Below are 25,276 nucleotides of genomic sequence, written 5' to 3'. Positions count from 1 at the left end.
CCTCCCGCATCGCGCGCTCGAACGGGTCTAGTCGAGCGCTCGCAACCAAGAATCACTCGCCCCTGCGCGATCATTGCGCCAATCGAAGAGCGCAATGTGCGTCGCTCGCCAATGATCGGGCGTGCGCGCTGCCAATAAGCCAGAACCGTCTTGTCCGGCGCGATAGGGTGAACCATCCCAGCGGGCGACGCGGCCGCCAGCCTCGCTCAAGAACAACGCTCCGGGCAGATGATCCCATGGCAGCGTTCGCCAGAAGACGGCGAAATCGCGCTCGCCAGTAGCAATGGCAGGATATTCGGCCCCCGCGCAAAGCAGCGGCGGCACGATCAAGGGCACTCGATCCGAGCGCGCCTCGATGGCCTCAAGCACGTCAGGCGGCAGGAAACGAGTGGAGATAGAGCCCCTCCGCAGCCCATCCGGCTTCCCATCAGCGACCACAGGCACTCCATTGATCTGGGCGCCGCTGCCCAGCTCGGCAACATGAAGCTGATCCGACAACGGATCGAGCATCCAGGCTGCGACGGCCTCGCCTTCGCGCAGCAGTGCGAGCATGATCGAAAATGGCCCTCGGCCGGAAATGAAATTTCCGGTGCCGTCCAGCGGATCGATCAACCAGACGGTGCCCCGATCGAGAGTGTCAGCCAATGCTGGCGTCTTTGCGCAGGCTTCCTCGCCCACGACCCTGGCGGACGGATCAAGCAGCAGCAATTGCTCGCCGATCAACCGTTCGGCATGCCGATCGGCAACGGTGACGAGTTCTCCCGGGGACTTTTCCTCCACATCACGCGCGGTCAGATTGCGAAAGCGCGGCAAAATCGCCTCTGCAGCTGCCTGTCGCAGAACCGTCGATACTTTATCGATCAGACTCATCGTGATTTCGGCTCCCCTATCTCGGGCTTGCCCTCTGGATCCCGCCAATTTGCCAAGGACCGCCTACCACCACCCAAACCGGCGCCGCGTTTCAAAGGAAGCGCCCCGAACTCGCGCCCGAACCGCGAGCACCGATCGCGAAACAAAAAGGCCCGCCAAACCGGCGGGCCTTGGATCAGGTCGGTGCAAAAGCAACGATCAGATGAAACTGACGTTCGCAGCTTCCGGGCCCTTCTTGCCGGCGCGGATCGAGAAGCGCACGCGCTGGCCGTCCATCGGCGGCTGCAGGCCGCTGCGGCTCAGCGAACTGACATGCAGGAACACATCCGGTCCGCCATTGTCAGGCGCGATGAAGCCGAATCCGCGATCGGAGTTGAAGAACTTGACGGCACCGTCATAGGGCCCTTCCATCGGGGCGCTGTTGCGATCGCCGAAGCCGCCGCGATCGCCGCGGTCGTAACCGCCGCCACCGTAGCCACCACCACCGCCACCATAACCACCGCCACCGCCGCCGCCATAGCCGCCACCACCGAAATCGTCACGCGGCGGGCGCGGCGAGAACGGGCGCGGAGCACGCTCGCCACGCGGGGCGGCGGGCGTTGCGGTCGAGGCGTCGATCTCGTGCACGGCCACGACCTGAAGACCGCGGCGGCCTTCGCCGAGATCGGCAACGATCGTCGCACCCGGCTGCAGATCCTGCGGATCGAGCGGACCGATGGACGAGACATGCACAAAAACGTCGCCGGATCCGTCGGCAGGAGACGCGAATCCGAAGCCCTTCTCAGGGTCGAACCACTTGATCTTGGCTTCGATATTTTCGTGGGTGACGAAGGGAGCGGGAGCCGAGGGCTTACGACGATCGAACATGCGAGCTTCAAAAATCAGTGACCGGGAAGCGACAATCTAGCGCAAGCCGCGCCCGCCGTCATGGGGGGCGGAGCAGCTAAATTTTCGCCCTCATCCGGCTTCGCTGCAGCGGATAGTCTGCACCTTTTTGGGCATCTCGCCAATGGCCGGAACGAACTGTCCGGTCGCGGCATCGAGCACCATCAGCACGCCGGTCGCGACGGCGAAATAGGCACCGTGCAGCTTCAGCCGGCCCTTGCCCTCGAGGATGCTGATGCAGGGAAACGTCCGCAGATTGGCGAGCGATTGCTGGATCGAGGCCAGCGCCAGGCGCTCGACATAGGTTTCTAGGTCCTCGTTGCGGCCGCGGCCGCCACTGCGCTGTGCTGCCGGATTGATCAGCGTGATCCATTTTCCGATGAAATCGCCGGGCGAAAGCGGCCCCTGCGCATCATCGGCAAAGGCGCGGATGCCGCCACAGCGGCCATGGCCCATCACGACGATATGCTCGACCTTCAGCGCCTGAACGCCATATTCGAGCGCGGCCGAGGTGCCGTGCAGCTGATCGTCGGGCGAGAATGGCGGAACCAGATTGGCGACGTTGCGCACCACGAACATTTCGCCGGGGCGCGCATCGAAGATGGTTTCGGGCGCGACACGCGAGTCGCAGCAACCGATCAGCATGATCTTGGGAGTCTGGCCGCTTTCGGCGAGCTCCTCATAGCGGCTCCTCTCGCGCGAGAAACGTTCGTCGAGGAAGACGCGATAGCCTTCCGTGAGCCGCTCAGGAAAAGACTGGGGTGTGTCCATTGCCCTTGTTCGGACAGGAACTGGCCGCCTTCGTCAAGAGATTTGTGCAGCGCGGGAGGAGCGAAGAGCCCCTAGCCCGACGCAAGGAGCTGCTCCAGCCGCGCCGCGAGCAGGTCGGTTTCCCCCGCAACCAGCAGATTCTTGAGCCGCGCCGTGCTTCCGGCAGCCAGTGTCACGGCGGAGCGGGAGACCGACAAGCTGCGCGCCAGCAAGGCGATCAGCGCCGCATTGGCCTCCCCCTCGCTGGGCGCGGCCCGCACCCGTGCCTTGAGCACGGCACGGCCGTCCGCGAGGACCTCGATGCCGTCGACCCCGTCGCGCCCACCGCGCGGGGTCAGCCTGACGCTCAGCCGCAATCCCCCGGGCGTCGCCGTCCAGGGAACGGCCATCTCAGAATACGGCAGGGTACAGATAGCGCTCGATCACGCGCTCGATGAAGAAGATGATCAGCAGCAGGATGATCGGCGAGATGTCGATACCGCCGAGATTGGGCAGCATGTTCCGGATCGGCCTGAGCACCGGCTCGGTCACCCGATAGAGGAAATCCCAGACCGAGGAGACGAACTGATTGCGGGTATTAACGACGTTGAAGGCGATCAGCCAACTCAAAACCGCTGATATGATGAGGAGCCAAGTGTAGATGTTCAGCGCGAGCATCACCACGTCGAGAACGGCACGCATCGACATTCCTCTTGTCGTCTTCAGGCTGGTGACGCGGAAAGATTTCGCCATCGCCGAAAAACTCCCGGCGCAGGCGATTGACATTCACGCGACGCAAGGCCTAGAAGGCCAGCGCCTTGGGGCTGTAGCTCAGATGGGAGAGCGCTGCAATCGCACTGCAGAGGTCAGGGGTTCGAATCCCCTCAGCTCCACCAGGCCTTTCCTGGTGGAATTAAGCTAGAAGAAACAAGGGCCTGACGCAGCCGCCGTCACGGCGCGTGCACATGGGCGCTCCTGGTTCGCGAACCAGCTTTTTCGCTGCCTCTTCCCGGCCAATGGGTGACTGCCCGATTGCTTCATCAATCTGCTCCGCAGTCCTGCCGACGCTGGCGGGATGACAGGGGGAGCGTAGCTAACTTCGAACGCTCCAGCCGGACCGGCCTCACCAAATCCCCGAACCAATATCGAGCGTCATTGGGCAGGAAGCCACCCGTCACGTGTCCAGATCGTCCGCCGCAGAGTTGCCGCAAGTCCGCGTACCTTGGAGCCTGGGGTAGTTGAGCCTAGGATCAGGAGTTGTTGGCGTCCCCGTGAGCAGGTTCATCAGCTGATGGAGGCCAGATTGTCTTGGCAAAGATGTCTTGTTGCAGCCGGTATCATCCTGCTGTCTGCCGGGATTGCGGGATGCACCACCACGGACGACGCTTCCGCGGAGGCAGCGAAACCGCTCGCTTACTCCAGCGAACAGCCCGTTGACCCGCAACCGGGCTCGGACCGCGCGGGAATCGACCGACTTATCGAACGACATTCCGCGCATTACGAACTCCCTGCGGATTGGGTCCGTCGAATCGTCAAGCGCGAAAGCAACTATCGCCCCACCGCCCAGAAGAATGGCCATTTCGGCCTGATGCAGATCAAACACGCGACGGCGCGAACCATGGGTTATGCCGGCCCGGCGGCCGGGTTGCTCGATCCCGAAGTCAATCTCACCTATGGGCTCAAATACCTGCGGGGAGCCTGGCTCGTGGCCGATCGCGATCAGATCCGCGCCGACCGCTACTATCGCAATGGGTACTATTACGATGCCAAGCGGAAGGGGCTTCTCGAAGCAACCGGTCTCGGCAAGGACCGTACGCGGCTAGCCAAATCCCGCCACGCGACGGACAGAGTTCCCGAGGCTCGTTAGCGAAGCTAGGCCATGCGACTGAGGACGTCAGTCACCCGCCGTTCTCGCGCCCGGACGGGCCTGGGCACGTCTGAGATCGTTCTCGGACACTGAGAGGCAGGTGCATCCGTAGACCTGCTGGAACATCGGGGTCGATCTCCCGTTCAGCCAGCAGTGACCAACAGCGCGCACCTTCTACCGCTGAGTGGATGAAACGTGGCCGAGGAAAACCAATTCATGCGTCCGATCGCGCCTCTCGCCCCCTCTCGGGCGGCGCCCGCTCGGGCGATCGACAGTGGCCTTGGCAATGTTGCCATTGGCGCTTTGATCGTGACGGCGCTCTATCTCGGGCGCGATGTCTTCGTTCCGATTGCTCTCGCAATCCTGTTCAGTTTTGTTCTCGCGCCACTCGTCAAAGGGCTCCAGAAACTTCGGGTTCCCCGTTCGCTCGCCGTCATCACTGTCGTTCTCATCGCCTTCGCGGCGCTCGGCGCCTTGACGGTGGCCATGGTCGGCCAGGCAACCCAGCTCGCGGGAGAACTCCCAGTCTATCAGAGCACGATGCGGGAGAAGATCGCTTCGCTGCGGGGGGCCGGCCCAGGCAGCGGTGTCCTCTCGCGCGCGGCGGACGTCCTGCAGGATCTGGGCAAGGAGCTCGATAGGCCAAAGAAGGACGCTTCGCCGTTGGACCCGACGGTCCGCCCCCCGGACGCGAGGCCGATCCCGGTCGAGGTTCACCAGCCAGAGCCAGGAGCGCTGGAGACACTGCGAGCCTTTCTCACTCCCCTCATCCATCCGCTCACGACGACGGGTATCGTCCTGATCTTCGTCGTTTTTATCCTTCTGCAGCGTGAGGATCTGAGGAACAGGTTCATCCGGCTGACAGGAACCTATGATCTTCAGAAGACCACAGCCGCATTCGACGACGCCGCTCGCCGCCTCAGCCGGCTGTTCCTGACCCAGCTTGTCCTCAATGCCGGCTTCGGTCTCGTCATCGGCACCGGGCTCTGGATGATCGGCGTCCCGAGCGCCCTGCTCTGGGGCATTCTCTCGGCGATCCTTCGCTTCATTCCCTATCTCGGCGCCATCCTCTCCGCGATTTTCCCAATGGTGATCGCTGCATCCGTCGATCCCGGCTGGACTATGCTGGCCTGGACCGCCGCGCTGTTTCTGGTTGCCGAGCCGCTCGCCGGTCATGTTGTCGAACCGCTGGTCTATGGCCGCTCGACGGGGCTTTCGCCTGTCGCGATCGTCGTTGCTGCCACGTTCTGGACGTGGTTGTGGGGGCCGATCGGGCTGGTCCTTGCGACTCCGCTGACAGTTTGCCTCGTGGTTCTGGGCCGTCATGTCGAACGGCTGGAGTTTCTCGATGTCCTCTTGGGAGATCGGCCAGCACTGTCCGCTCCCGAGATCTTCTATCAGCGTGTGCTCGCCGGGGATCCCGCTGAGGCAGCAGACAAGGCCGAAGAGGTTCTCAAGGAGCGCTCCCTCTCCGTCTACTATGACGAAGTCGCCCTGGAAGGTCTGCGGCTGGCAGCCAGCGACGCGGCGCGCGGCGTCCTTGATGCGACACGACAGGCACGGATCCTGGAAACGGTGCGGGAAGTCGTCGATGACCTCGCCGACCATGATGACCGCAATCCAACAGTCGGAGAAACGACCAACGACCCCGAGGCAGAAGCAGCAATCGCAGAAACCGACGAGGCCGAAAGTTCAGCCGACCTGCCGATTCTGGCATCGGAAAACCTGGGGGAGGCCTTCCGCGGTGAAGACCGGGTGGTTTGCGTCGCCGCCCAATCGGAGCTCGATGAGGCTGCTGCCCTAATGCTGGCGCAGATCCTCAGCAAGCATGGGCTCCCGGCCCGCGTACTGCCTACAGACACGCTCTCGACGAATAACCTCGCCGCGCTGGCAGCGGATCAACCCGCCCTGATCTGCCTGTGCTATCTCGACGGCACGAGCTCCGCTCATATGAAATACGCCATCAAGCGCCTGCGCCGCAGGCTACCATCCGCGATTATCATCCTTGGCAGTTTGTCGCCAGCAGCGGGCTCGGCGGCCCAACTCAAGACGGCGGTCCTCGCCGACGAGGTCGAAACGAGCCTGCGCGGCATGAGCAATGCCTGCCTGACGCACGCGATGCGCAACACAGACACCTCCATCGCCAAAGAGTTGAGTGTGCCCGACATCGGAATGTCAGGAAACTTGGCGACCATGTCCGCCGGACATTCGAGCTAAGACAGGCCTACGCTATCGCACCGAGCACTCTCCCCTATAGTCGTGGCGATCGTCCATCAGTGAGCGGAACCATGCGCGTTGCAATCGTTGGAGCAGGAGCGATCGGCGGGGTTGTTGCCTGGCATATGACCCAGGCGGGTCAGCGGCCCGTTATCATCGCGCGCGCTGAGACCGCTGCTCTGCTCGCAACGGAGGGCCTGACGCTCCAGTCTCCCTCAGGGACCGAAACCGTGGCGGTGCAGGTCGCCGCCGATGCAGCCTCCGCAGGGGTCCAGGATCTCGTTCTGGTCGGGTTCAAGGCTCATGACTGGGCGAGCGGTCTCGATTCGATCCGGCCCCTGATCGGGCCATCGACGATCGTTCTGCCGATGCTGAACGGCATTCCCTGGTGGTATCTGCAAGGTCTGGGAACGCAGTTCGGCGACCGGAGGCTGGCATCGGTCGATGCGAGCGGTGCGATCGAGGCCTCCATTCCAGCCGGTCAGGTTCTCGGCTGCGTCGTCTATATCGGTGCAAACCGGCCCGCGCCGAACGTCATCGCCTGGAACGGCAGAAAGCGTCTTGTTGTCGGCGAGCCATTGAAGCCGCATGACAGCCGGCTGGCAGACGTCGTCGCGTTGTTGAGAGCGGGCGGGGTCGATAGCGAGCAGAGCGCAGATATCCGGACTGAGGTCTGGCAAAAGCTGCTCGGCAATGCAGCCTATAATCCGCTTTCGGCCGTGACCGGGGCGACGGTCGACAAGATCGTGGGAGATCCTGCGGTCAGGGCCGTCGCAAAGTCGATCATGGCGGAGTGTGTCGCGGTTGCCGCCGCGCTCGGGGTCGAGAATCTGCCAGAGCTCGAGGCACGCCTCGAACTCCCTCCGACATTGATCGGTGTGAAAACCTCGATGCTGCAGGACATGGAGGCGGGGCGCCCGCTGGAGCTTGGCGCCATTGTCAGCGCTGTTGCGGAACTCGGTCGCAGGACGGGCGTGCCAACGCCGCTGATCGAGTGCGTTGGCGCCCTGGCGGCCAATGCCTGGCAGCAGCGATGGGGACAATGATCGGGGCGAGGTCAGAACATTATCCGCCTGTGATGATCTCGACCATGCGCGCTGCCAGGTGAGACAGCGGGCGGCTGCGGGCGGTCATCATGCATATCGTGATCGGGATGCGCGGCGTGATCTGCAGTTGGGCGAGGCCATCGAAACGTTGCGCCTCGAACAGCATGCTGTCGACGAGTGAGACATCGCCATCCCGGGCCAGCAAATGCGCGACGGTGATGCTGTAGGGCGCCGTCATGAAAGGGGCGTAGACGAGCCCGGCCTCTTCGTGCGCCTTGGCGATCAGCCAGCCGAGCGGCGACGATTCCCGATCGAAGCAGAGCAACCGGCGCCCCGCGAGTTCGGCAAGATCGACGCTGCCCTGCGCAGCCAGAGGATCATCCTTCCGGACCAGGGCAACGATCGAGCCTTCGGCTAGCGGCGTCAAAGCAATGTCGTCGCTCACGCGCGGCGAGAACATGAAGCCGATATCGGCCGTCCCGTTCGAAAGCTCCGCGACCGGATTGCCCATGATGAGCTCAGCACGTGCGTCGGGATGCGTCGCCAGCAGCTTGCGCAGGGCCCCTGCAACCAGTCCCTGTCCGATGCTGGGCGTCGCGGCGATGCGCAGTGGCAAGGCGCGCCCGGCACGCAAATCCGCGACGGTTTCTCGCAGATTGCACCATTCGCTCTCGACCGCGTCGAGGCTCGCCATCAGTTCCCGCGCTTCGGAGCGCAATACCAACCTGCCGTCGCGCCGCTCGAAGACCGGCACACCAAGGCTTGTTTCACTCCTCGCCACGATCTTGCTGATGGCCGATTGCGTCAGGTTGAACGCACGTGCGGCCTCAATCGTCGTGCCCAAGCGATGCACCGCAAGCAGGATGCCGGCCTGGGTCGGCGTGAGTTCGCTCATGGGGCGCGCTCCATCAAGCAGGCGAGCAGGACCTGCCCGGAGTGCTGCAGGTGGGAGCCTTCCCGATGATGCGCATAGGCGATGACGGCCGGGCTCGCGCGCAGCGGCCGCACGGCCAGCCCCTCGGTCAATCCGCTGCTGATCACGAAACCATCAACGATGGCGACGCCGCAGCCCTCGCGCACGAGATGGCAAGCCGAGTCGGTATGACGGACGGTGATCGAGATCCGCGGTGCAAGGCCCGCTTTGGTCAGAGCCTGCTGGAAACTGTCGGCGCTGCTGAAACCATCCGGCCCATAGCTGATCAGTCGACGCCCCGCGAGGTCCTCGAGGCCGATTTCGTCTCGCGCAGCCAATGGATCTGTCTGAAAAAACACGCAGACAAGCGGACTTTCCTGCAGCGTGATATTCCGCAGCCCTTCGTTCGGCAGGGGCCCGTAGGTGATTGCGAGATCGGCATCTCCCGCCGCCAGATGGGCGGCGACATGATCGAACATGATCTCGACAGGTGCCGCATCGCCGATGGCGCGTCGGGCTGCCGTGATCGCGGGCGGCAGGATGCTGTGGGCCAGTCCCGGCACCGTCACGATCCGGAGGCGGTCGACCATGCCGACCCGCATCATGTCGGCCTCATGGCGAGCCCGCCTGAGCGCCGCGAAAGCCGGCTGCGCCCGCTGGGTCAGGGCCTGCGCCTCAGGCGTCGGCATCAAGCGGCCCTGCAAGGTTGTGACGAGGTTCAAGCCGAGTTCGAACTCGGCAAGCCTCAACGCCTTGATCACGGCGGACTGGCTCATCTCTAGCCCTTGCGCCGCCTCACCGGTCCCGCCGAGCCGGACGAAGGCGTCGAGGACCTGCAGTGAGGAGAGCTTCATGACGCACCCTATTCCAACTGGTTGAAGATCTTGCCAAATCTTTCATTAGCAAGACTAGGAGGCCCATGAAAGGATGCCGGCCATTGTCGGCATAGAACCGGCACCACAGGGGATCGCGATGACCAGATTTCGTTCGATGGTTTCGGCTGCCGCGCTTGCGCTCGCCGTGATGACGCCTGTGATGGGCGGCCTTGCTTCCCCCGCCCTTGCCAAGGGTGTGTTGAGACTGGCGCAGACGCAGGATCTCGTCTCGCTCGATCCGATCGCCACCAGCGACAACGCTTCGATCTTCGCGCAACTGCTGATTTTCGACACACTGCTCCGCCCGAGCAAGGATGCCACCAAGCTCGAGCCTGGCCTTGCCGAGAGCTGGCAGCTCAGTGCCGACGGCACGACCTACACATTCAAGCTGCGCGAAGCGAAATTCTCCGACGGTACCCCGGTCACGTCCGCAGATGTGGCGTTCTCACTGAAGCGGGCCGGCAGCGATGCGAGCAACTGGAAGCGCTTCTTTTCGGGCATCGAGACGATCGAGACGCCGGATCAGCGCACGGTGATCCTCACGCTCAAGAAGCCCTTCACGCCGCTTCTGAACAACCTGGCCTTGTTCTCTTCCGCCATCTTGCCGCAAAGGGCTTTCGAGGCGGCGCCCGACCGCTTCTTCGAAAAGCCGATCGGCTCGGGCCCCTTTACGGTTGCAGCATGGAATAAGGGCCAGGGTCTTTCGCTGAAGAAGAACGCATCCTACTGGCAGGCCGGCAAGCCCGACCTCGACGGCGCCGAGCTCCTTGTCATTCCCGAAGGCAACAGCCGCGTCCTGAAACTGCAGGCTGGTGAGATCGACGTCGCCTTGGAAATCCCGCTCAACCAGTTGCAGAGCCTCAGCCGTTCGGGCGCGATCAAGACTGCTGTTGCCGATGTCCTGCGCAGCGACTTCGTGATGATGAACACGAAGAAGAAGCCCTTCGACGATGTCCGTGTCCGTCAAGCGCTGAACTATGCCGTCGACAAGGAAGGCCTGGTCAAGGCGCTGCTCTATGGAACCGGCAAGGTCGCGAACTCGCCGATGCCGCCCATGGCCTATGCCGATTCGACGCTGAAGCCCTATTCCCACGATGTCGCCAAGGCGAAAGCCCTGCTGAAGGAAGCCGGCTATGCGGACGGCTTCAAGACCTCGCTGTTGATCCACTCGGGACGTCCGCTGCACCGCCAGCTCGGACAGGCGATGCAAAGCGCTCTGGCGCAGGTCGGGGTGACGGCCGAGATCAAGCTGGTCGAAGGCGGCACGCATTGGTCGACAACCAAGGCGGGCGACTACGAGATGGCGGTTTCCTATGCCTCGAGCGACACGATCGATCCCGATCAGCTCGCCGGCTTTCTGATCGTCAATCCCGAGCGCGCCAATGCCTACCACACGGAATGGAAGAGCGAGCGGGTCAACGAGCTCTACGAAAAGGAGCGCGTCACGGCCGATGGTCCGGAGCGCGGTGGGATGTTCAAGGAGATGATCAAGCTCGCGCATGAGGGCGCGCCGTCGGTCTTCCTGTTCTATCCCGGCACGTCCTACGCCTATCGCAGCAATGTCGAAGGCTTCGAAGTGCTTCCGACCTCCAATTTCCGCCTGGAGGACGTCAAGCTGAAGTGAAGCGCCGGCGGCCCCGCAGGGCCGCCTCTTCTTTCAGAAGCTCATCATGGTCGGTTACATCTTCAAACGGCTGTTCCAGCTGGTGCCGGTGCTGCTTGGCATCACGCTGGCCTGCTTCTTCCTGCTGCGCGCGCTGCCGGGGGATCCGGCAACGCTCTTGCTCGGGGCGCGCGGCGGCCCTGAGGAAGTTGCGCTGCTGAAACAGCGCCTCGGGCTCGATCTGCCGCTCTGGCGGCAATATTGGCTGTTCCTCGGCGATATCGGTTCAGGGACCCTCGGCCGTTCGGTGGTGCACGGCCGCGCGGTCTCGGAACTCGTGCTCGAGCGCCTGCCGGCGACGCTGTGGCTCGTCGCCTATTCAACCATCATTGCCGTCATCCTCACCGTTCCTCTTGCCCTGCTCTCGGCGGTCGAGCGGGACAAGCCGGTGGATGTCCTGATCAAACTCGTCTTCACCATCCTGCTCGCCATCCCCTCATTCTGGCTGGGGCTGGTCCTTGTCGTAATGCTGGCGATCTGGGTGCCACTGTTCCCCACCTCCGGGTACGGGGACGGCTTTCTTTCGCGGCTGCATCATCTGACGCTTCCCGCCCTGGTGATTGCCCTCGCGACGGCATCGCTGACGATCCGCAGCCTGCGCAGCGGCATCCTGAACGTGCTCGGCTCGGATTATGTCACGACGGCCCGGGCCAAGGGTAATGGCACCAACCGCACGATGCGCGTGCACGTCCTGCCGAATGCCCTGATCAGCTCGATCTCGGTGCTCGGCGCACATACGAGCTGGATCATCGGTGGCACGGTCGTGATCGAAACGGTCTTCGCCCTGCCCGGGCTCGGCTCGCTCTTCGTTGAATCGATATTCGCCCGCGACTACCCGATGATCCAGGGGCTGACCATCGTCTTTGCCGTGCTCGTGGTCCTGATCAACCTGGCGACGGATATCGCCTACGCGCTGGCCGACCCGCGCATCAGGCTGGATTGAACCATGACGCGACTGCGCCGCCTCAATCCGACGCTGCTAATCGGCCTCGTGATGCTCGCCCTGCTGAGCCTGTTCGTCGGGTTGGGGCAAGTCTGGACACCGCATGATCCCTTCCTCATCGACTACGGCAATACGTTGCAGCCGCCCTCACTCGGCCACTGGTTCGGCACGGACGATCTCGGGCGCGATGTCGCCTCGCGGGTCATGGCGGGCGGTCTCGTCGATCTGAGGGTGGCACTGATCTGTGTCGCGGCGCCGGCCATGTTGGGCGCGGCGATCGGTGCGCTCTCCGGCTATGTCGGTGGCCGCGTCGATACCGTGATCATGCGTATCACCGACATCTTCTGGGCCTTCCCCTTCCATGTCCTGGTGATCGCCATCGTCGGCGTGCTGGGTCCCGGGGAATTCAACCTCTATCTCGCCTTCCTGCTGGTGAACTGGATCTCGTTTGCCCGCATTGTCCGTGGCGAGGTGCTGGTGCTGCGCGAACTCGAATTCGTGCAGGCAGCACGCAGTTTCGGCGGTACCGACCGGCACATCGTTGCCAGGCATGTCCTGCCCAACGCCGTGACCCCGGCAATCGTCTATGCAATGGCGGATGTCGTCCTGACGATCCTGGCCGTGACCTCGCTCAGCTTCCTCGGCCTCGGCATCCAGCCGCCGACACCGGAATGGGGGCTGATGATCTCGGACGGCCGCGAGTTCCTGTTCGACGCCTGGTGGATCGCGACCTGCCCGGGTCTCGCCATCATCTATACCGGTGTGACCTTCGCCCTGATCGGCGAGGGGCTCGACACCGCCTTGCGCCCGAAGGGCTGACCTTTTCCTGCGCGGCCGATGCCTGCGCCATGAGGACATCATGAGCTTCTTTCGCGACGATACAGAACTGCAGCGGATCGGCCGCGCCATCGAGGCCCATGCGTCTTCGATCTATTCCGGACGTGGTGTCCCGCTGGACCAGTTCGCCTATGTCCTGCTGCGCCCTCAGCCTGCTGGTGAGAAACCGGTTGGAGCTGCCCGCCATGCCGACTGGCGGAGCTACCCATGCTCTTTGGTCAAGGTCTTTCACCTCGTCGCGGCGCAGGCGGCCCTCACGGAGGGACGGTTGACCGAGCATGAGGAACTCGACCGCGCGATGCGCGACATGATCCTCTGGTCGTCCAATTCGGCAACGAACTACATCATCGACCTGCTCACCGGCACGACCGGCGACACATTGCTGCAGGGGGAGGCCCTGGCCGACTGGTGCGAGCGCCGCCGGGAGATCAACCGCTTCTTCGCCGGCTTGGGCTGGTCCGAGTTGGTCGGCATCAATCTCGACCAGAAGCTGATGGATGATTTGCGCTACGGCCGCGAGAAAATCGGGCTCGATCTCTCTCCCATCGGCCACAACCGCCTGACGCCGATCGCAATGGCGCGTCTGATGTCAGAGATCTTTTATGGCTCCTCGCTGTTGCCGGAAGCTCGCCTGAAGCGGGTGCGCGACCACCTCATTCGCGACCAGGAAAGTCCCGACCGGGCCCGCGGCGCCTATCAACTGCTCGGATATCTCGGCGGCGGCCTGCCGGACGGTTCGCGGATCTGGTCCAAGGCCGGACGGACCCGCTGGCTGGGCGATGTACGCGCCGAATTTCGCCGTCACGACGCGATGCGCGCCATCCTGCCTGGCGGCGAGGACTTCATCCTGACCGTCTTCACCCAGGGCGAAGCGATCGGAGAGGATGACGGCTTCCTGCCGGGGATTGGTAAGTTGGTTGCAGCCGAGATAGCCGGGATTTGAACGGAATCTTGATGTGCACGGCGACGACCGGCGGTCGGGCGCAACGGAGCGACAGGACCAGCCGCCTCGACGAGGATCAATTTCTGTAGAAAGCGGGGACAGGCCGGGCTATATCAGGCGTTCCTCTTTCGTTCGCGAGACTTCGCCATGACCCGGCGATCCGGCAGCGCCGACCTTCCGCTCCACCATGGCCGCGTGCCCGCCTGGCTCGGTCGGCGCATGACGCAGCTCGGCGCGGTCATCTGCGCGGCGATCATCCATCATTATGGCCGCGACGAGTTGCTGCGGCGGTTGGCGCATCCATTCTGGTTCCAGTCCTTCGGGGCGGTGATGGGAATGGACTGGCACTCGTCGGGTATCACCACCAGCGTGATAGGCGCGCTCAAGCGTGGGCTGGCTCCGCTGTCGGGCGAGCTGGGCCTGCATGTCTGTGGCGGGCGGGGCCGCCATTCGCGCGAGACACCGGCCGAGCTCGAACAGATTGGAGCGAGGGTCGGGTTCGACGGACAGGCGCTCGCCACCGCGAGCCGGCTGGTCGCCAAGGTCGACAGTGCCGCCGTGCAGGACGGCTTCGACCTTTATCTCCATGGCTTCTTCGTCGGGAATGACGGCCATTGGGTCGTGGTGCAGCAGGGCATGAATGGCGATGGCGGCCTCGCCCGGCGCTATCACTGGCAGTCTGAAGGGCTGGGCAGTTTCGTCGAGGCGCCACATGCCGCCATCGATGGCAAGAACCAGGGCAGCATCATCAATCTGACCGACAGGCGCGCCGCCCTCTCCCGCAACGGCCAGATCGATCTGCTGCGCGACATCGGACCGTCGGGGATCGTGAGGGAATTTGCGGCGCTGGAGCGCGACCGGGCGCCGCCGGTCCTGTCGCCGGCGCAGCTTTCCCTACCTCATCTCGTCATGCCGGCACATCACGAGGTCAGGCCCAAGGACGTCATTGCGCGACGGCTCCATGGTGCGCTCGCCGCAGCCGCCGACAGCGCCCCCGCCGATTTCTCGGAATTGCTGCTCGTGCCCGGCGTCGGCGCCCGCACGGTCCGTTCGCTTGCGATGGTCGCGGAAGTGATCCATGGCGCGCCGTGCCGGTTCGCCGATCCTGCGCGCTTCTCTCTCGCCCATGGCGGCAAGGACAGACAGCCGTTCGCCGTGCCCACCAAGGTCTACGACCAGACGATCGCGGTGCTGAAATCCGCCATCGATCGGGCGAAACTCGGTCAGGACGACAGGCTCGCTGCCATCGCACGTCTGGACCGGGAAAGCCGGCGCCTGGAGCGCGTCGTCTCCGGTCCGACGTTGGATGAGTATGTCACGGAGGAGAGACTGCGCTCCGCCGAGTATGGTGGCCGGAGCGTCTTCGGCTGGGAGCGGTCGGACGGTGAAGCGGCACCCGCGCCGCCTGCGAAGGCGAACCCGGCTTGACCGTCAGCCATGGCGCCAGCGCGTCGCCATCGGCATTCCGCCGACGGCGTCTGGCATGCTGACTGGGGGGAGAACAGGACTGCTCTTCATTCGACCGTCCACTGGCAAATGCGAAACCCTCGCGAGCGCTGGCGCATGTCGAGATGAAGATGGTCCTTGTGGGAACTGTCGGCTCCCGGGCCGAGCACGGTGGCGAACCGTTGGCAGACGCTCTTCTGCACCGCGTCGCGCATTGAGCGGGACAGAGGCTCCTGACCCGCGAATGCCACGGCGCGGCCATCCTGCATCAGCAACCCGCCGACATCGAGAGCGTTGCCGCTCGCATGCTCACTGATCGGCGCACCTGTATCGGCGTTTCGTGACCGGCAGGCATATCCGCCGACCCCTGTCAGCTTCGCAAGCCGGGCGTTCTCCTGCCTCGCCAGCGCAGCGAGATCGTCGCGGATCCAGGCGAGAACCTCGAGCGCAAGAGAGCACCGCACGGTGATCGCGCTGTCCAACTCGATCCTGGAACCGTCGGGCATGGTCAAGCGCTGGAACGTCACCGGATCCTCGATCGCACATTCCCCCGTGCTTGCGCCGTTCTGCGAGGGCAATACGAAACCCCCGCTCTCCTCGAAGGCCCTGATACAGGTCGATGGAACTGCCGGAACACGCTGTTCCAACGAATTCCCGTTTGCAGTGGAGTCAGCCTGCGGGGCCAATCTGCTCGGCCGCGGCGGAGGCAGCGGCGCGAGCACGCGTGCTGGATCCGATTGCGAAACGCCTTGCACTTTTGCCTGGCTGTCGCGCGCCAGCGCCCCGAAGCCGAACATGAACAGAGAAATGGCTAGCGCGATCCCTGCGAGAACTCGCCGTCTCTGGCGACCTGACACCGCCCTCAATCCAGGAATCGCACCGGCACACCCGGGCGCACGAGGTCGGCCAGCTCCTCCGCATCCCAGTTCGTCAATCTCACGCATCCATGCGACGTCGTCTTGCTGACCCGCGAGGGTTCCGGCGTGCCGTGTATGCCGTATGTCGGTTCCGACAAAGCGATCCAGACGGTTCCAACCGGTCCATTGGGTCCGGGCGGAAGGACGAGGGTTTCATCGTTCTTGCCCTGCCGGAAGTTTTTCTCGGGATTGTAGGTGTATCTCGGGTTCCTCGCGATGCGCGTGACCTTGTACTGCCCGCTCAAAGAGGGCGTGTCAGTGCTTCCGATTGTTGCCGGATAGCTGGAAAGGATGGTGTCCCCATCGCCATAAGCGACGACCATGCCCGTACTCTTAACGACATCGACCCGTTTGGCAGCGCCCTTCTGGAGAGAGCGTTCGGAAGAGATGACGTAAATTCCGCGGCCAGCGCTGGTGAAGCGCTGCTCGGGATTAAGCGCCATCAATAGCCCTTCGCTCATGTGAAAGCGCTCGCTGAGCATCTCCTGCGGGCTCGTGTAGGAGAGCCGCTTCATCCTGGCCTGCTTGGCGTAGTCGCGGGGAATGGCGTCGGCGAATTTGTATTCCGTGTCCTTTTCGGACAGCTTGTATTCGACCACGACATCCTGATCGGTATCGCCGCCGAGACCGAGCCACGCGACCTCGTCCAGCTCGTCGCTTTCGCCTAGGTTCTCCTGGCGCCGGAACTGCGCGACCGCCTTGCGAAAGTTCTCGCCATCGACGCCATCGATCACGCCGGGCGAGATGCTGCGCCGGCTGAGCAGGGCCTGAGCCTTCACGATGAAGGGATCGGGCCCGTTCGCCGCCTGACGGATCGGTCGCGCGAATGTCGCCGTGTTGATCTGATCGGGCGTCAAGGCCGACACAGGGGCCGCACCGAGTACGAGCACCATAAGGACCATTACGTGCAGATCGGTGAGCTTCATCGATCGGGGGTTCCGATGAGGTCAAACCCTATACGGCGGAAGCGCCAACATGTTCCCGAGATCTTGACAGGGCACCAGTTCGGCTCAGCCAGTCAGCGTGGCCAAGTCGCCCTTGGGACGCCGGCATGGTCGGCAATCCAACAGCCATTAGACCTCCGACAACCATCACGCAGATGCGCTACCGAAGCGACCTCGCCCAGGGAACCTAACGGCTTCGTGATACGAGATGTTTGGCATGTTCCGCATTGGATCAGCTTAAGTTCTTGGGGATCGTCATCGGGACATGCCATGAGATTTCGCGCGCTTTTCGCACTTGCCGTTGCCGGGCTGTCCATTTCAGCGCCTCTGGCTTTCCTGGACCAGGCGCGAGCGCAGGAGACTGCGCCGGCGCGGCGGGATCAGGGCCCAGCAGATGCGCAGGCAAATCGGCAGGAGTCTCGCCCTGTCACCGGCCAGGGCGTAGCCCTGCCGCCGCCTTCCGTCACGCGTCACGAATTGACCCTGCCCGGCCGTACGCTGCGCTATACGGCCACGGCCGGCGCGCTGCCGGTCAGTGATCAGTCCGGCCGCAAGCTCGCCGAAATCGCCTATATCGCCTATGTGCTCGACCGTGGTCAGGGCGTCCCCGCCTCGTCGCGCCCGGTCACATTTGCCTTCAACGGCGGACCTGGTGCCGCCTCTGCCTATCTCAATCTCGGCCTGATGGGGCCGAAGCGGCTGCCTTTCGGCCGGCAGGGCGACGCCCCGTCCATGCCGCCCCTCGTCGTCGACAATGCCGATACCTGGCTCGACTTCACCGATCTCGTCTTCATCGACCCGGTGGGCACGGGATTCAGCCGTTTCGCCGCCGGCACCGATGAGGCACGCGGGCTGCTCTGGTCGGTCGAGGGAGACTACAAGTCGCTCTCACGCTTCGTCACCAACTGGCTGCGGCTGAACGACCGCCTCGCTTCGCCGAAATTCCTCGTCGGCGAGAGCTATGGCGGGTTCCGCGCCCCCAAGATCGCCAGCGAGTTGCAGACCGGCGACGGTGTCGGCGTCTCCGGCATCGTGATGCTCTCCCCGGTACTCGACTTCACCTACCAGCGCGACGCCGGCAGCTCGCCGCTTCGCTGGGTGGTGTCGCTCCCGGCGATGGCCGCGGTGAAGCTGGAGCGCGAAGGCAAACTCTCCCACCAGACGCTCGCAGAGGCCGAAAACTATGCTGCCGGCGACTATCTCGCCGATCTCCTGAAGGGGCCACGCGACAGCGACGCGACCAAACGACTGGCCGACAGGGTCTCAGCGCTGACAGGGCTCGACCGGGCTCTCGTGGAGCGCATGGGCGGCAAGGTCGATGCAACCACCTTTCTGCGCGAGCTGGACCGCAACAAGGGGCTTGTCGGCAGTCCTTATGATGGAAACGTCGCGGCCCTCGACCCCGATCCCGAAGCCGCGCGCGGCCGGGCGCCGGACGCCGTGCTGGGCGCGATCACGGCCCCCCTGACGAGCGCAATGCTCAGTCATTATGCGAGCGATCTGAATTGGCGGCCCGAAGGGCGCTACTTTCTTTTGAACGAAGAGGTCAACCGCCGCTGGAGTTATGGCCAGGGTCGCGGCGACCGCGAATCCATCCGCGAGCTCCGCAATGTGCTCGCGCTCGATCCCCGCCTCGAGGTCATCGTCGCACACGGGTTCACCGATCTCGTCACGCCCTATTTCGAGACCAAGCTGCTTCTCGATCAACTGCCTGCCTTGGGCGATCCTGCCCGCGTCAAGCTGCAGGTCCTTCCCGGCGGGCACATGTTCTATTCGCGTGACGCCTCGCGCGCGAATTTGCGCGAGGCGGCTCGCACCATGATCGAGGCCCGCCAGGGATTGTGAGGAGGAGCCGGGCCCTCGCGCTGAAGCCCCGCTTTCCCAACTGATCACAGCGAAAGCTGCCACGCCATGTCCAATGACATTGCGGGTGGTCAAGCACGGCGACATATAGGATCCTGCGCCGATTGAGCCGGGACAAGATGTTGAACAACCTAGGTGAATCGGCCGAGAGCAAACTTCGCGCCCGCGAAGCCGAGCTCGCACGCATCCAACGCATCGGGCAGATCGGCGGCCTGGAGGTCGACCTGCGCCACGGTGAATTCAAGAATGTCCGCTCGCCAGAGTATTTGGCCGTCCACGGATTACCGCCGGACGCGATCCATGAAAGCCACGAGGCCTGGGTTGCCCGGATTCATCCCGATGACCGCGCGCGTGTCGTGGGCCATTTCCTCGCCACCGTTAAAAGCCCTGCCACCGAGTACGAAGTCGAGTATCGCATCATCAGGCCAAGTGACGGCCAGACGCGCTGGATCCTCGCAAAGGCCGAAATCACCAGAGACGAGCATGGCGGCGCGGTTCGCCTCGTCGGGGCCCATATCGACATTACAGCAAGGCGCCGCGCCGAAGAGCAGCGTGAGCTGATCGCCCGCGAGCTTTCGCATCGAATCGCCAACATCTTCACCGTTGTGAACAGTCTGGTGCGGATGGCGGCCCGCTTCGAGCCGGCGAGCAAGGGCTTCGCCGAGAAACTGCAGAGCCGGTTCCAGGCCCTGCATCGCGCCCATGCCTTCGTCGTCGACAAGGAGATCGGCGACGGAGGATTGACGCTGCTGCTGTCACGCCTGCTCGACCCTTATCGCGAGGGCCACGCAGATCGCGTGACCATTCAAGGAGAGGATGCTGCGGTCGGCCCGAGTGCAGCGACCGCGCTGGCGCTGATCTTTCATGAGCTGGCGACCAATGCGGTCAAGTATGGTGCGCTGTCCAGCGAAAGCGGGTCCGTGTCGGTTTCCACCGAGGTTCGGCAGGAGCAGCTTTTCATAACCTGGCAAGAGATCGGCGGCCCCGACGTGGTCACGCCTTCCGGACAGCCGGGCTTCGGCAGCGTTCTCGTCGATAGGGCGGCGCAATCTCAGCTTGGCGCCAAGATGCAGTACCTTTGGCTGCCCACCGGTTTGGTCGCAGTGATCGAGGCGGACCTCGCCGATCTGCGTCGCTGATGCGCCATCGACCTCCATGTCATGACCGGCCAGACCCGCAGGGCTCGCGTCGGCCAGAACCGCGTTGCAACGTTCAGGACACCGTTTCAGGCGCCTGAACGCTCAATGGCAGCGCAGGCGTAAAATTCTCCCGGCAGAACTCGGAAACGGCGTGAGGCACGGCTCACGCCGTTGGATCTGCCTTTCGGTCCCGGAAGGCAGCCTCTCCGGCATCCGACACCTCGACCCATTTTTTGTCGGGCGCCGCGTCGGCAACGTAGCTGTCGTGCCAGTTCCACCACTTATAGGTTAGCGTCTGCGGATAGCCTGCGGGAGAGTCCTCCCAGACCTCCTGCCGGCCCAGCGGCGTGATGTCGAGATAGTTCCAGGTGTTCCCCATCTGCTCGTCGCCGCGGTTATTGATGAAATAGGTGCGAAACACCCGACCACCGTGACGGTAGAACACGTTCGTGCCGTGCCATTCGTCCACGCCGAAATCGGCATCGAAACCGTCCGTGAGGGTGAACCAGGGCATCGTCCAGCCCATCCGCTCCTTGAGCCGTGCGATATCCGCCTGCGGCGCACGCGAGACGAAGACGAGGGTGGTGTCGCGGGCGTTCAGGTGGGCGAGATGCGCAACCTGGTCGGCCACCATGGAGCAGCCCCGGCAGGCATGGTCCGGCCAGCCAAAAACGCCCGGCTCGAAGAAGGCGCGGTAGACGATCAGCTGCCGCCGACCGTCGAACAGGTCGAGCAGGCTGGCTTTGCCCGCAGGCCCCTCGAACGCATACGCACTCGTCACGGCCGTCCACGGCATGCGCCGCCGCTCAGCGGCCAGGGCGTCACGGGCCAGGGTCTGGGCTTTTTCCTTCACGATCAGTTGCTTGCGGGCTTCCTCCCATGCCAGCGACGGTACGACCGCTGGTGTCCGCATGACCGGTTGTCCGCCTTTCCGTCCGCTCTCGGCTGATTGTGTCATGGCCTCTGAAACCTCCTGGTTTAGGCGATCTCCCGCACCTTCAGGACGCAACACGCTTCCATTTGGCGCTCATTGATCGCCATTGATCGTCAGGCAGTTTGGCACCGCAGATCGGCCAGTGGGAGTAACAAGCGTGGCGATATTCGGACGGAGCCGCTGATCGCAGGCGCGGGGCCTGCGCCACTCAAGGAAGTCGCCGCGATCGGACCCTGCCACTCAGCCCCTTTGAGCGGCAGGACAAACTCCATGCGCCAAAGAATCCGAAGCTGCGTTGAGGGCTCAGATCCGGACTGACACGGATCGAATCAACCGCCTGCAGTCCCGGCGGCGACGAAGCGGTCATGAATCGTCATGCCGGCCAGCATGGCCGCAACGAACAGTTCGACCGGCAGAAACCCCATGGAAAGCGCGGCAATCGCCGGACCCGGGCAGAAGCCGGCCATGCCCCAGCCGAGCCCGAACAGAGCAGATCCGAGGATGAGCCGCCGGTCGACCTGGCCGGACACAGGGATATGGAAATGATCGTCGAGGACGGGACGCTTCATTCGCCGCACCAGCGCCATCGCAGCGAGCGCAACGGCAAGAGCGCCGCCGAGCACGAAGGCGAGGCTCGGGTCCCAATGATCGCTCCCGATATCCAGGAAGCCGATGACGCGGGCCGGATCGAGCATGCCCGACAGCGCAAGGCCGAAGCCGAACATGGCGCCGGCGACAAGCGCGACGAACAGGCGTGGCAAGCGCTGTGTCATCCGACGAGCCTCATGAGGGTGGCCGCAGCGATTCCGGCTACCAGGAAGGTGACGGTCGCGGCAATCGAACGGCGGGAGAAGCGCGCAAGCCCGAGGATGCCGTGGCCCGATGTGCAGCCCGAGCCCATCCGCGTGCCGAAGCCGACCAGCAGCCCCGCAATCAGGATGATCGGCAAGGAGGCCGCGATCGTCACCTGCGGCCAGCGGCCGAAGGCGATGGCGAAGAGAACCGGACCGGCCAGGAGCCCGATCAGGAAAGCGGCGTTGGCCGGCACCTGAGCGCCCTGCGCCAGCCGGCCCACGATGCCGCTGATGCCGGCGATGCGACCGTTGAGAAGCAGCAGCAGCGCCGCAGAGAGCCCGATCAGCATGCCGCCGAAGAGCGAGGGCCAGTAACTCATGGTTGCGGGGCCTCCGGCTCGCAGAAGATGTCATAGAGCGCGCGGATCAGCAGCGCCGCCTTGTCCGCCGTCAGGCGATAGAAGATCTGCTTGCCCTCCCGCCGCGTCTCGACAATTCCCGCCTCCCGCAGCACCGTGAGCTGTTGCGAGAGCGTCGGCTGGTGAATGCCGAGCCGGCTTTCCAGTTCGCCGACGGCGTATTCTCCCTCGGCAAGCATGCAGGCAAGCATCAGCCGCGCCGGGTGGGCCATCGTCTTGAGCAGTCCCGCGACCTCGTCCGCGCGGGCCGCCATATCGACTGGCTTCGTCACCTCGCTCGACAGGGTCACCAGACGGCACCTTCGAGCGCATCGAGCGGGATCTTGAGATAGCGCCGGCCGTTGTCTTCCGGCTCCGGCAGGCGCCCGCCCCGAATATTCACCTGCAGCGCATGCAGGATCAGCTTTGGCATCGGCAATGTCTTGTCGCGTGCCTCGCGCAGCGCGACGTAGCCCACCTCGTCCATCCCCGCGACATGCGGGTTCGCTCGCCTCTGCTCTGCGACCGTACTCTCCCAGCGCGGCTCGCGTCCGCCCGGCCGATAGTCGTGACCGGTGAAGAGCCGGGTCTCGTCAGGCATCGCCAGAATATCCTGGATCGAGGCCCAGAGCGCTGTGGCGCTGCCGCCGGGGAAATCGGCCCGGGCGCTGCCGGAATCCGGCATGAAGAGCGTGTCATGGATGAAGGCGGCATCGCCGATCACATAGGTGATCGAGGCCAGCGTATGGCCGGGCGAAAACAGGACATGCGCATCGATCGAGCCAAGCCTGAAATGGTCGCCATGAGAAAACAGCCGGTCCCATTGCGAACCATCGGTCAGCAGCGCCGGGCAGTTATAGAGCTTCTTCCAAAGCTTCTGCACCTCGACCACATGCGCACCGATGCCGGTCGGCGCCCCGGTCCTCTGCTTCAGATAATGCGCGGCTGAGAAATGGTCGGCATGCGGATGGGTGTCGAGAATCCACGCGACGGTCAGCCCCTGCGCCGCGACATGCGACAGGAGCGCATCGGCGCTCGCCGTGCTGGTCGCCCCGGATTTCTCGTCATAGTCGAGCACCGGGTCGATGATCGCACAGCTCTTCGTCGCAGGATCCGAGACGACATACTGGATGCTGCCGCTGCGCGGCTCGTAGAACCCCTTGACCTCGGGCCGGGCCGGCAGCGCTCGGGCAGCGAGCCAGGCCTGCGCGCCCTTGAGATCGAAGCCGAGCCGCTCGCCGAATGCCCGGACATCCGCCGCCTCGAGGCGCCCGTCGATAACCTCGCCCAGCGCGTGCAGGGTCAACGCGCGCGTTCCGGATTTGCAATGGGCGAAGACCGGTCCGGATGCCGAGGCGACCGCTCTCTGGAATGCCCGCACATTGGCCTCGGTGATGGTCGGCCCGGTGACGGGTATGTGCGCATAGGCAATCCCGGCTTCAGCTGCGGCGGACGCCTCGGCCTCGGTGCCGGGCTGCCCGGCCTCCTCGCCATCGGGCCGGTTGTTGACGACCGTCGCGAAGCCTTCGCCTGCGAGCTGCGCAAACTCGGCAAGCGATGGCTGGCCACCAATGGTGAGCCTGTCGCTGATCCTGACGGTCGGCATGGCGTCGCTCCTCTTGCGGGTCTTCAATATACAATATCATATAATGTATATTGAAGGCCCGCAAGAGGCACGTCACGCGGTCAGAGCACCACCACCCTGGAGCCGCCGGCAACGCGATTATACAGGTCGATCACGTCCTGGTTCATCATTCGAATGCAGCCTGACGAGACGGCCTCGCCGATCGTCCAGGGCTCGTTGGTGCCGTGGATGCGGTAGAGCGTGTCCTTGCCGTTCTTGAACAGATAGAGCGCCCGGGCGCCGAGCGGATTGCTCGCGCCACCTGCCATGCCGCCGGCCCATTTCGCATAGCGGCCGGGCTCTCGCCGGATCATGTCCGGCGTCGGCGTCCAGCGCGGCCATTGCGCCTTGCGCTCGACGCGCGCCGTCCCGGTGAATTCAAGCCCCTCCTTGCCGACCCCGACGCCATAGCGCAGCGCCTTGCCGCCCTCCTGCACGAGATAGAGGAAGCGTGCCTCGGGATCGACGACGATCGTTCCGGGCTGCTCGCGGGTCCGGTAATCGACGAGCTGGCGCATATAGGCCGGCTTCAGATCCTCGAGCGAAACGGCAGGGACAGAGAAGCGTTCATTGTCGAGCGCCGCATAGCGCTCAGCCGCCAGCGGGTCGACGGTCGGGATGGCATTCGCGATCTGCGGCGGCGGCAGCGAGGTCGTCGTGCAGGCGCCGGCCAGAAGCGGAAAGCCGACGGCGGAGAGGACCATCCTGACCGCCTTGCGGCGCGATGGCAGCATCGCCGAGCGAGTCTGCAGCCTCATCGTGCCGCCTGCTTTCCGCGTGCATCGGCGACGACCTGCTTGAAGCCCTTGTAGTCGAGCGTCGAGGTCCGGAACGGTCCGACCAGATAGGTTGGCGTGCCCTGCAGGCCCAGCGAATCCGCTTGCGCCAGATTGCGCCGCAGCTGTGCCGTGATCTTCTCTGCATTCGCATCGAGATCGGCCTGCAGGCGGTTCATGTCGACGCCTGCGCCCTTGACCGCCGTCAGGATCGTGTCCTTCGAGCTCAGCCGGCCGGGAAGCCCCATCAGAGCCTTGTGAACGGCCTCGTAGCGCCCCTGATAGCCGGCACCGAGCGCGATCTGCGACGCAAGGACAGAGGATTCGCCCAGGATCGGCCATTCCTTGTAGACAAGGCGGATCTTGCCATCCTCCCTGACGACGCGCGCGAGGTCGGGGGCGGATTTCTTGCAGTAGGGGCAGTTGTAGTCGAGGAAGGCAACGATCGTGACATCGCCCTTCGGGTTCCCGCCAGCCGGCGCTTCGGGATCATTGAGGATTCCTTCGACATCGATGGTTTGGGCCATCGCCATGGGCGAGATGAAGGGCGCAGCGGCCAGCGCGGCCGCAATACGAATGAGGTTTCTGCGATTCATGCTGGGTTCCGCTCAGGCTTCCGGGTCCGGATGGAC

25 protein-coding genes, 1 tRNA gene and 1 pseudogene are annotated in these 25,276 nt (G+C 64.1%); 11 read left to right on the top strand and 16 right to left on the bottom strand.

Annotated elements, in window-relative coordinates:
* Positions 1–27 precede the first annotated feature (27 nt).
* From AB4118_RS25770 to AB4118_RS25750, 5 genes are all read right to left on the bottom strand, one after another.
* Positions 28–870, bottom strand: a complete 843-nt coding sequence (locus tag AB4118_RS25770; protein ID WP_441492418.1) for an inositol monophosphatase family protein — start codon at positions 868–870, stop codon at positions 28–30.
* A gap of 198 nt (positions 871–1,068) precedes the next feature.
* Positions 1,069–1,737: a cold-shock protein gene (locus AB4118_RS25765; protein ID WP_441492417.1), complete on the bottom strand. Its 669-nt coding sequence runs from the start codon at positions 1,735–1,737 to the stop codon at positions 1,069–1,071.
* Between the two features lie 90 nt (positions 1,738–1,827).
* Positions 1,828–2,526, bottom strand: a complete 699-nt coding sequence (locus tag AB4118_RS25760; protein ID WP_441492416.1) for a carbonic anhydrase — start codon at positions 2,524–2,526, stop codon at positions 1,828–1,830.
* Positions 2,527–2,597: 71 nt separating this feature from the next.
* Positions 2,598–2,915, bottom strand: a complete 318-nt coding sequence (locus AB4118_RS25755) for a DUF167 family protein (RefSeq protein ID WP_441492415.1) — start codon at positions 2,913–2,915, stop codon at positions 2,598–2,600.
* A 1-nt stretch (position 2,916) separates the two neighbouring features.
* The gene (locus tag AB4118_RS25750; RefSeq protein ID WP_441492532.1) at positions 2,917–3,207 is read right to left on the bottom strand and encodes a YggT family protein; all 291 of its coding nucleotides are present in this window, start codon (positions 3,205–3,207) and stop codon (positions 2,917–2,919) included.
* A gap of 118 nt (positions 3,208–3,325) precedes the next feature.
* On the opposite strand from AB4118_RS25750, the gene AB4118_RS25745 reads away from it, so the two are divergent.
* From AB4118_RS25745 to AB4118_RS25730, 4 genes are all read left to right on the top strand, one after another.
* A tRNA-Ala gene (locus tag AB4118_RS25745) sits at positions 3,326–3,401 on the top strand.
* Between the two features lie 407 nt (positions 3,402–3,808).
* On the top strand, positions 3,809–4,372 hold the full coding sequence (locus AB4118_RS25740) for a transglycosylase SLT domain-containing protein (protein ID WP_441492414.1): 564 nt from the start codon (positions 3,809–3,811) through the stop codon (positions 4,370–4,372).
* A gap of 216 nt (positions 4,373–4,588) precedes the next feature.
* Positions 4,589–6,589, top strand: coding sequence for an AI-2E family transporter (locus AB4118_RS25735; protein WP_441492413.1), 2,001 nt, complete (start codon positions 4,589–4,591; stop codon positions 6,587–6,589).
* Positions 6,590–6,660: 71 nt separating this feature from the next.
* Positions 6,661–7,635 (top strand): ketopantoate reductase family protein, encoded by a 975-nt coding sequence (locus AB4118_RS25730; protein WP_441492412.1) that lies wholly within the window; start codon positions 6,661–6,663, stop codon positions 7,633–7,635.
* Between the two features lie 19 nt (positions 7,636–7,654).
* Here the strand turns inward: AB4118_RS25730 and AB4118_RS25725 are convergent, their stop codons facing one another.
* Together AB4118_RS25725 and AB4118_RS25720 are read right to left on the bottom strand one after the other, a co-directional pair.
* Complete coding sequence (locus tag AB4118_RS25725) at positions 7,655–8,530, bottom strand: LysR family transcriptional regulator (protein ID WP_441492411.1); 876 nt, start codon at positions 8,528–8,530, stop codon at positions 7,655–7,657.
* The gene (locus tag AB4118_RS25720) at positions 8,527–9,402 is read right to left on the bottom strand and encodes a LysR family transcriptional regulator (RefSeq protein ID WP_441492410.1); all 876 of its coding nucleotides are present in this window, start codon (positions 9,400–9,402) and stop codon (positions 8,527–8,529) included. The genes AB4118_RS25725 and AB4118_RS25720 overlap by 4 nt, the downstream gene beginning before the upstream one ends.
* A 118-nt stretch (positions 9,403–9,520) precedes the next feature.
* Here AB4118_RS25720 and AB4118_RS25715 point away from each other — a divergent pair, with 118 nt between their 5' ends.
* The 5 genes from AB4118_RS25715 to AB4118_RS25695 all read left to right on the top strand — a co-directional run bounded on the left by AB4118_RS25715 (position 9,521) and on the right by AB4118_RS25695 (position 15,237).
* On the top strand, positions 9,521–11,047 hold the full coding sequence (locus tag AB4118_RS25715; protein WP_441492409.1) for an ABC transporter substrate-binding protein: 1,527 nt from the start codon (positions 9,521–9,523) through the stop codon (positions 11,045–11,047).
* Between the two features lie 46 nt (positions 11,048–11,093).
* Entirely contained in the window at positions 11,094–12,029 is a 936-nt protein-coding gene (locus AB4118_RS25710) for an ABC transporter permease (RefSeq protein WP_441492408.1), read from the top strand.
* A gap of 3 nt (positions 12,030–12,032) precedes the next feature.
* Positions 12,033–12,848: an ABC transporter permease gene (locus AB4118_RS25705; protein WP_441492407.1), complete on the top strand. Its 816-nt coding sequence runs from the start codon at positions 12,033–12,035 to the stop codon at positions 12,846–12,848.
* Positions 12,849–12,888: 40 nt separating this feature from the next.
* Positions 12,889–13,809: a serine hydrolase gene (locus tag AB4118_RS25700; protein ID WP_441492406.1), complete on the top strand. Its 921-nt coding sequence runs from the start codon at positions 12,889–12,891 to the stop codon at positions 13,807–13,809.
* 147 nt (positions 13,810–13,956) lie between these two features.
* Positions 13,957–15,237 (top strand): DUF763 domain-containing protein, encoded by a 1,281-nt coding sequence (locus AB4118_RS25695; RefSeq protein ID WP_441492405.1) that lies wholly within the window; start codon positions 13,957–13,959, stop codon positions 15,235–15,237.
* 86 nt (positions 15,238–15,323) lie between these two features.
* On the opposite strand, the gene AB4118_RS25690 is transcribed toward AB4118_RS25695, so the two are convergent.
* Positions 15,324–16,052, bottom strand: a complete 729-nt coding sequence (locus AB4118_RS25690; RefSeq protein ID WP_441492531.1) for an extensin-like domain-containing protein — start codon at positions 16,050–16,052, stop codon at positions 15,324–15,326.
* Positions 16,053–16,117: 65 nt separating this feature from the next.
* On the bottom strand, positions 16,118–17,098 hold the full coding sequence (locus tag AB4118_RS25685) for a L,D-transpeptidase family protein (RefSeq protein ID WP_441492404.1): 981 nt from the start codon (positions 17,096–17,098) through the stop codon (positions 16,118–16,120).
* Between the two features lie 15 nt (positions 17,099–17,113).
* Between AB4118_RS25685 and AB4118_RS25680 the strand changes: the two are divergent.
* Positions 17,114–18,112, top strand: a pseudogene (locus AB4118_RS25680) (S10 family serine carboxypeptidase-like protein); the annotation flags it as partial.
* 986 nt (positions 18,113–19,098) lie between these two features.
* A complete protein-coding gene (locus AB4118_RS25675) occupies positions 19,099–20,118 on the top strand; it encodes a PAS domain-containing protein (RefSeq protein WP_441492403.1) in 1,020 nt (339 codons plus the stop codon).
* 163 nt (positions 20,119–20,281) lie between these two features.
* Here AB4118_RS25675 and AB4118_RS25670 read toward each other — a convergent pair whose 3' ends face one another.
* The 7 genes from AB4118_RS25670 to AB4118_RS25640 all read right to left on the bottom strand — a co-directional run bounded on the left by AB4118_RS25670 (position 20,282) and on the right by AB4118_RS25640 (position 25,240).
* Complete coding sequence (locus AB4118_RS25670; RefSeq protein WP_441492530.1) at positions 20,282–21,076, bottom strand: DUF899 domain-containing protein; 795 nt, start codon at positions 21,074–21,076, stop codon at positions 20,282–20,284.
* Between the two features lie 305 nt (positions 21,077–21,381).
* Positions 21,382–21,825, bottom strand: coding sequence for a DUF6691 family protein (locus tag AB4118_RS25665; RefSeq protein ID WP_441492402.1), 444 nt, complete (start codon positions 21,823–21,825; stop codon positions 21,382–21,384).
* Complete coding sequence (locus AB4118_RS25660) at positions 21,822–22,226, bottom strand: YeeE/YedE family protein (RefSeq protein WP_441492401.1); 405 nt, start codon at positions 22,224–22,226, stop codon at positions 21,822–21,824. The genes AB4118_RS25665 and AB4118_RS25660 overlap by 4 nt, the downstream gene beginning before the upstream one ends.
* Entirely contained in the window at positions 22,223–22,519 is a 297-nt protein-coding gene (bigR, locus tag AB4118_RS25655; protein WP_441492529.1) for a sulfite-sensing transcriptional repressor BigR, read from the bottom strand. The genes AB4118_RS25660 and bigR overlap by 4 nt, the downstream gene beginning before the upstream one ends.
* A gap of 32 nt (positions 22,520–22,551) precedes the next feature.
* Positions 22,552–23,850, bottom strand: a complete 1,299-nt coding sequence (blh, locus tag AB4118_RS25650) for a bifunctional sulfur transferase/dioxygenase Blh (RefSeq protein ID WP_441492400.1) — start codon at positions 23,848–23,850, stop codon at positions 22,552–22,554.
* An 80-nt stretch (positions 23,851–23,930) separates the two neighbouring features.
* Positions 23,931–24,572 (bottom strand): L,D-transpeptidase, encoded by a 642-nt coding sequence (locus tag AB4118_RS25645; protein WP_441492528.1) that lies wholly within the window; start codon positions 24,570–24,572, stop codon positions 23,931–23,933.
* A 50-nt stretch (positions 24,573–24,622) separates the two neighbouring features.
* Positions 24,623–25,240 (bottom strand): DsbA family protein, encoded by a 618-nt coding sequence (locus AB4118_RS25640; protein WP_441492399.1) that lies wholly within the window; start codon positions 25,238–25,240, stop codon positions 24,623–24,625.
* Positions 25,241–25,276 lie beyond the last annotated feature (36 nt).

The sequence above is a fragment of the Allobosea sp. 2RAB26 genome, assembly GCF_052115465.1.
Taxonomy (GTDB): Bacteria; Pseudomonadota; Alphaproteobacteria; order Rhizobiales; family Beijerinckiaceae; genus Allobosea.
The sequence above is the reverse complement of the archived record's forward strand: the minus strand, read 5'-3'. Positions and strand labels throughout refer to the sequence as shown.

What these genes read in the sequence shown, in the direction of transcription:
- AB4118_RS25760 (WP_441492416.1), bottom strand. Translation starts at nt 2,526, where the DNA reads ATGGACACACCCCAGTCTTTTCCTGAGCGGCTCACGGAAGGCTATCGC.
- AB4118_RS25645 (WP_441492528.1), bottom strand. Translation starts at nt 24,572, where the DNA reads ATGGTCCTCTCCGCCGTCGGCTTTCCGCTTCTGGCCGGCGCCTGCACG.
- AB4118_RS25665 (WP_441492402.1), bottom strand. Translation starts at nt 21,825, where the DNA reads ATGACACAGCGCTTGCCACGCCTGTTCGTCGCGCTTGTCGCCGGCGCC.
- AB4118_RS25705 (WP_441492407.1), top strand. Translation starts at nt 12,033, where the DNA reads ATGACGCGACTGCGCCGCCTCAATCCGACGCTGCTAATCGGCCTCGTG.
- AB4118_RS25710 (WP_441492408.1), top strand. Translation starts at nt 11,094, where the DNA reads ATGGTCGGTTACATCTTCAAACGGCTGTTCCAGCTGGTGCCGGTGCTG.
- AB4118_RS25675 (WP_441492403.1), top strand. Translation starts at nt 19,099, where the DNA reads ATGTTGAACAACCTAGGTGAATCGGCCGAGAGCAAACTTCGCGCCCGC.
- AB4118_RS25685 (WP_441492404.1), bottom strand. Translation starts at nt 17,098, where the DNA reads ATGAAGCTCACCGATCTGCACGTAATGGTCCTTATGGTGCTCGTACTC.
- AB4118_RS25735 (WP_441492413.1), top strand. Translation starts at nt 4,589, where the DNA reads ATGCGTCCGATCGCGCCTCTCGCCCCCTCTCGGGCGGCGCCCGCTCGG.
- AB4118_RS25720 (WP_441492410.1), bottom strand. Translation starts at nt 9,402, where the DNA reads ATGAAGCTCTCCTCACTGCAGGTCCTCGACGCCTTCGTCCGGCTCGGC.
- AB4118_RS25670 (WP_441492530.1), bottom strand. Translation starts at nt 21,076, where the DNA reads ATGACACAATCAGCCGAGAGCGGACGGAAAGGCGGACAACCGGTCATG.
- AB4118_RS25755 (WP_441492415.1), bottom strand. Translation starts at nt 2,915, where the DNA reads ATGGCCGTTCCCTGGACGGCGACGCCCGGGGGATTGCGGCTGAGCGTC.
- AB4118_RS25700 (WP_441492406.1), top strand. Translation starts at nt 12,889, where the DNA reads ATGAGCTTCTTTCGCGACGATACAGAACTGCAGCGGATCGGCCGCGCC.
- AB4118_RS25750 (WP_441492532.1), bottom strand. Translation starts at nt 3,207, where the DNA reads ATGCGTGCCGTTCTCGACGTGGTGATGCTCGCGCTGAACATCTACACT.
- AB4118_RS25765 (WP_441492417.1), bottom strand. Translation starts at nt 1,737, where the DNA reads ATGTTCGATCGTCGTAAGCCCTCGGCTCCCGCTCCCTTCGTCACCCAC.
- AB4118_RS25730 (WP_441492412.1), top strand. Translation starts at nt 6,661, where the DNA reads ATGCGCGTTGCAATCGTTGGAGCAGGAGCGATCGGCGGGGTTGTTGCC.
- AB4118_RS25695 (WP_441492405.1), top strand. Translation starts at nt 13,957, where the DNA reads ATGACCCGGCGATCCGGCAGCGCCGACCTTCCGCTCCACCATGGCCGC.
- AB4118_RS25725 (WP_441492411.1), bottom strand. Translation starts at nt 8,530, where the DNA reads ATGAGCGAACTCACGCCGACCCAGGCCGGCATCCTGCTTGCGGTGCAT.
- AB4118_RS25770 (WP_441492418.1), bottom strand. Translation starts at nt 870, where the DNA reads ATGAGTCTGATCGATAAAGTATCGACGGTTCTGCGACAGGCAGCTGCA.
- blh (WP_441492400.1), bottom strand. Translation starts at nt 23,850, where the DNA reads ATGCCGACCGTCAGGATCAGCGACAGGCTCACCATTGGTGGCCAGCCA.
- AB4118_RS25690 (WP_441492531.1), bottom strand. Translation starts at nt 16,052, where the DNA reads ATGTTCGGCTTCGGGGCGCTGGCGCGCGACAGCCAGGCAAAAGTGCAA.
- AB4118_RS25660 (WP_441492401.1), bottom strand. Translation starts at nt 22,226, where the DNA reads ATGAGTTACTGGCCCTCGCTCTTCGGCGGCATGCTGATCGGGCTCTCT.
- bigR (WP_441492529.1), bottom strand. Translation starts at nt 22,519, where the DNA reads ATGGCGGCCCGCGCGGACGAGGTCGCGGGACTGCTCAAGACGATGGCC.
- AB4118_RS25640 (WP_441492399.1), bottom strand. Translation starts at nt 25,240, where the DNA reads ATGAATCGCAGAAACCTCATTCGTATTGCGGCCGCGCTGGCCGCTGCG.
- AB4118_RS25715 (WP_441492409.1), top strand. Translation starts at nt 9,521, where the DNA reads ATGACCAGATTTCGTTCGATGGTTTCGGCTGCCGCGCTTGCGCTCGCC.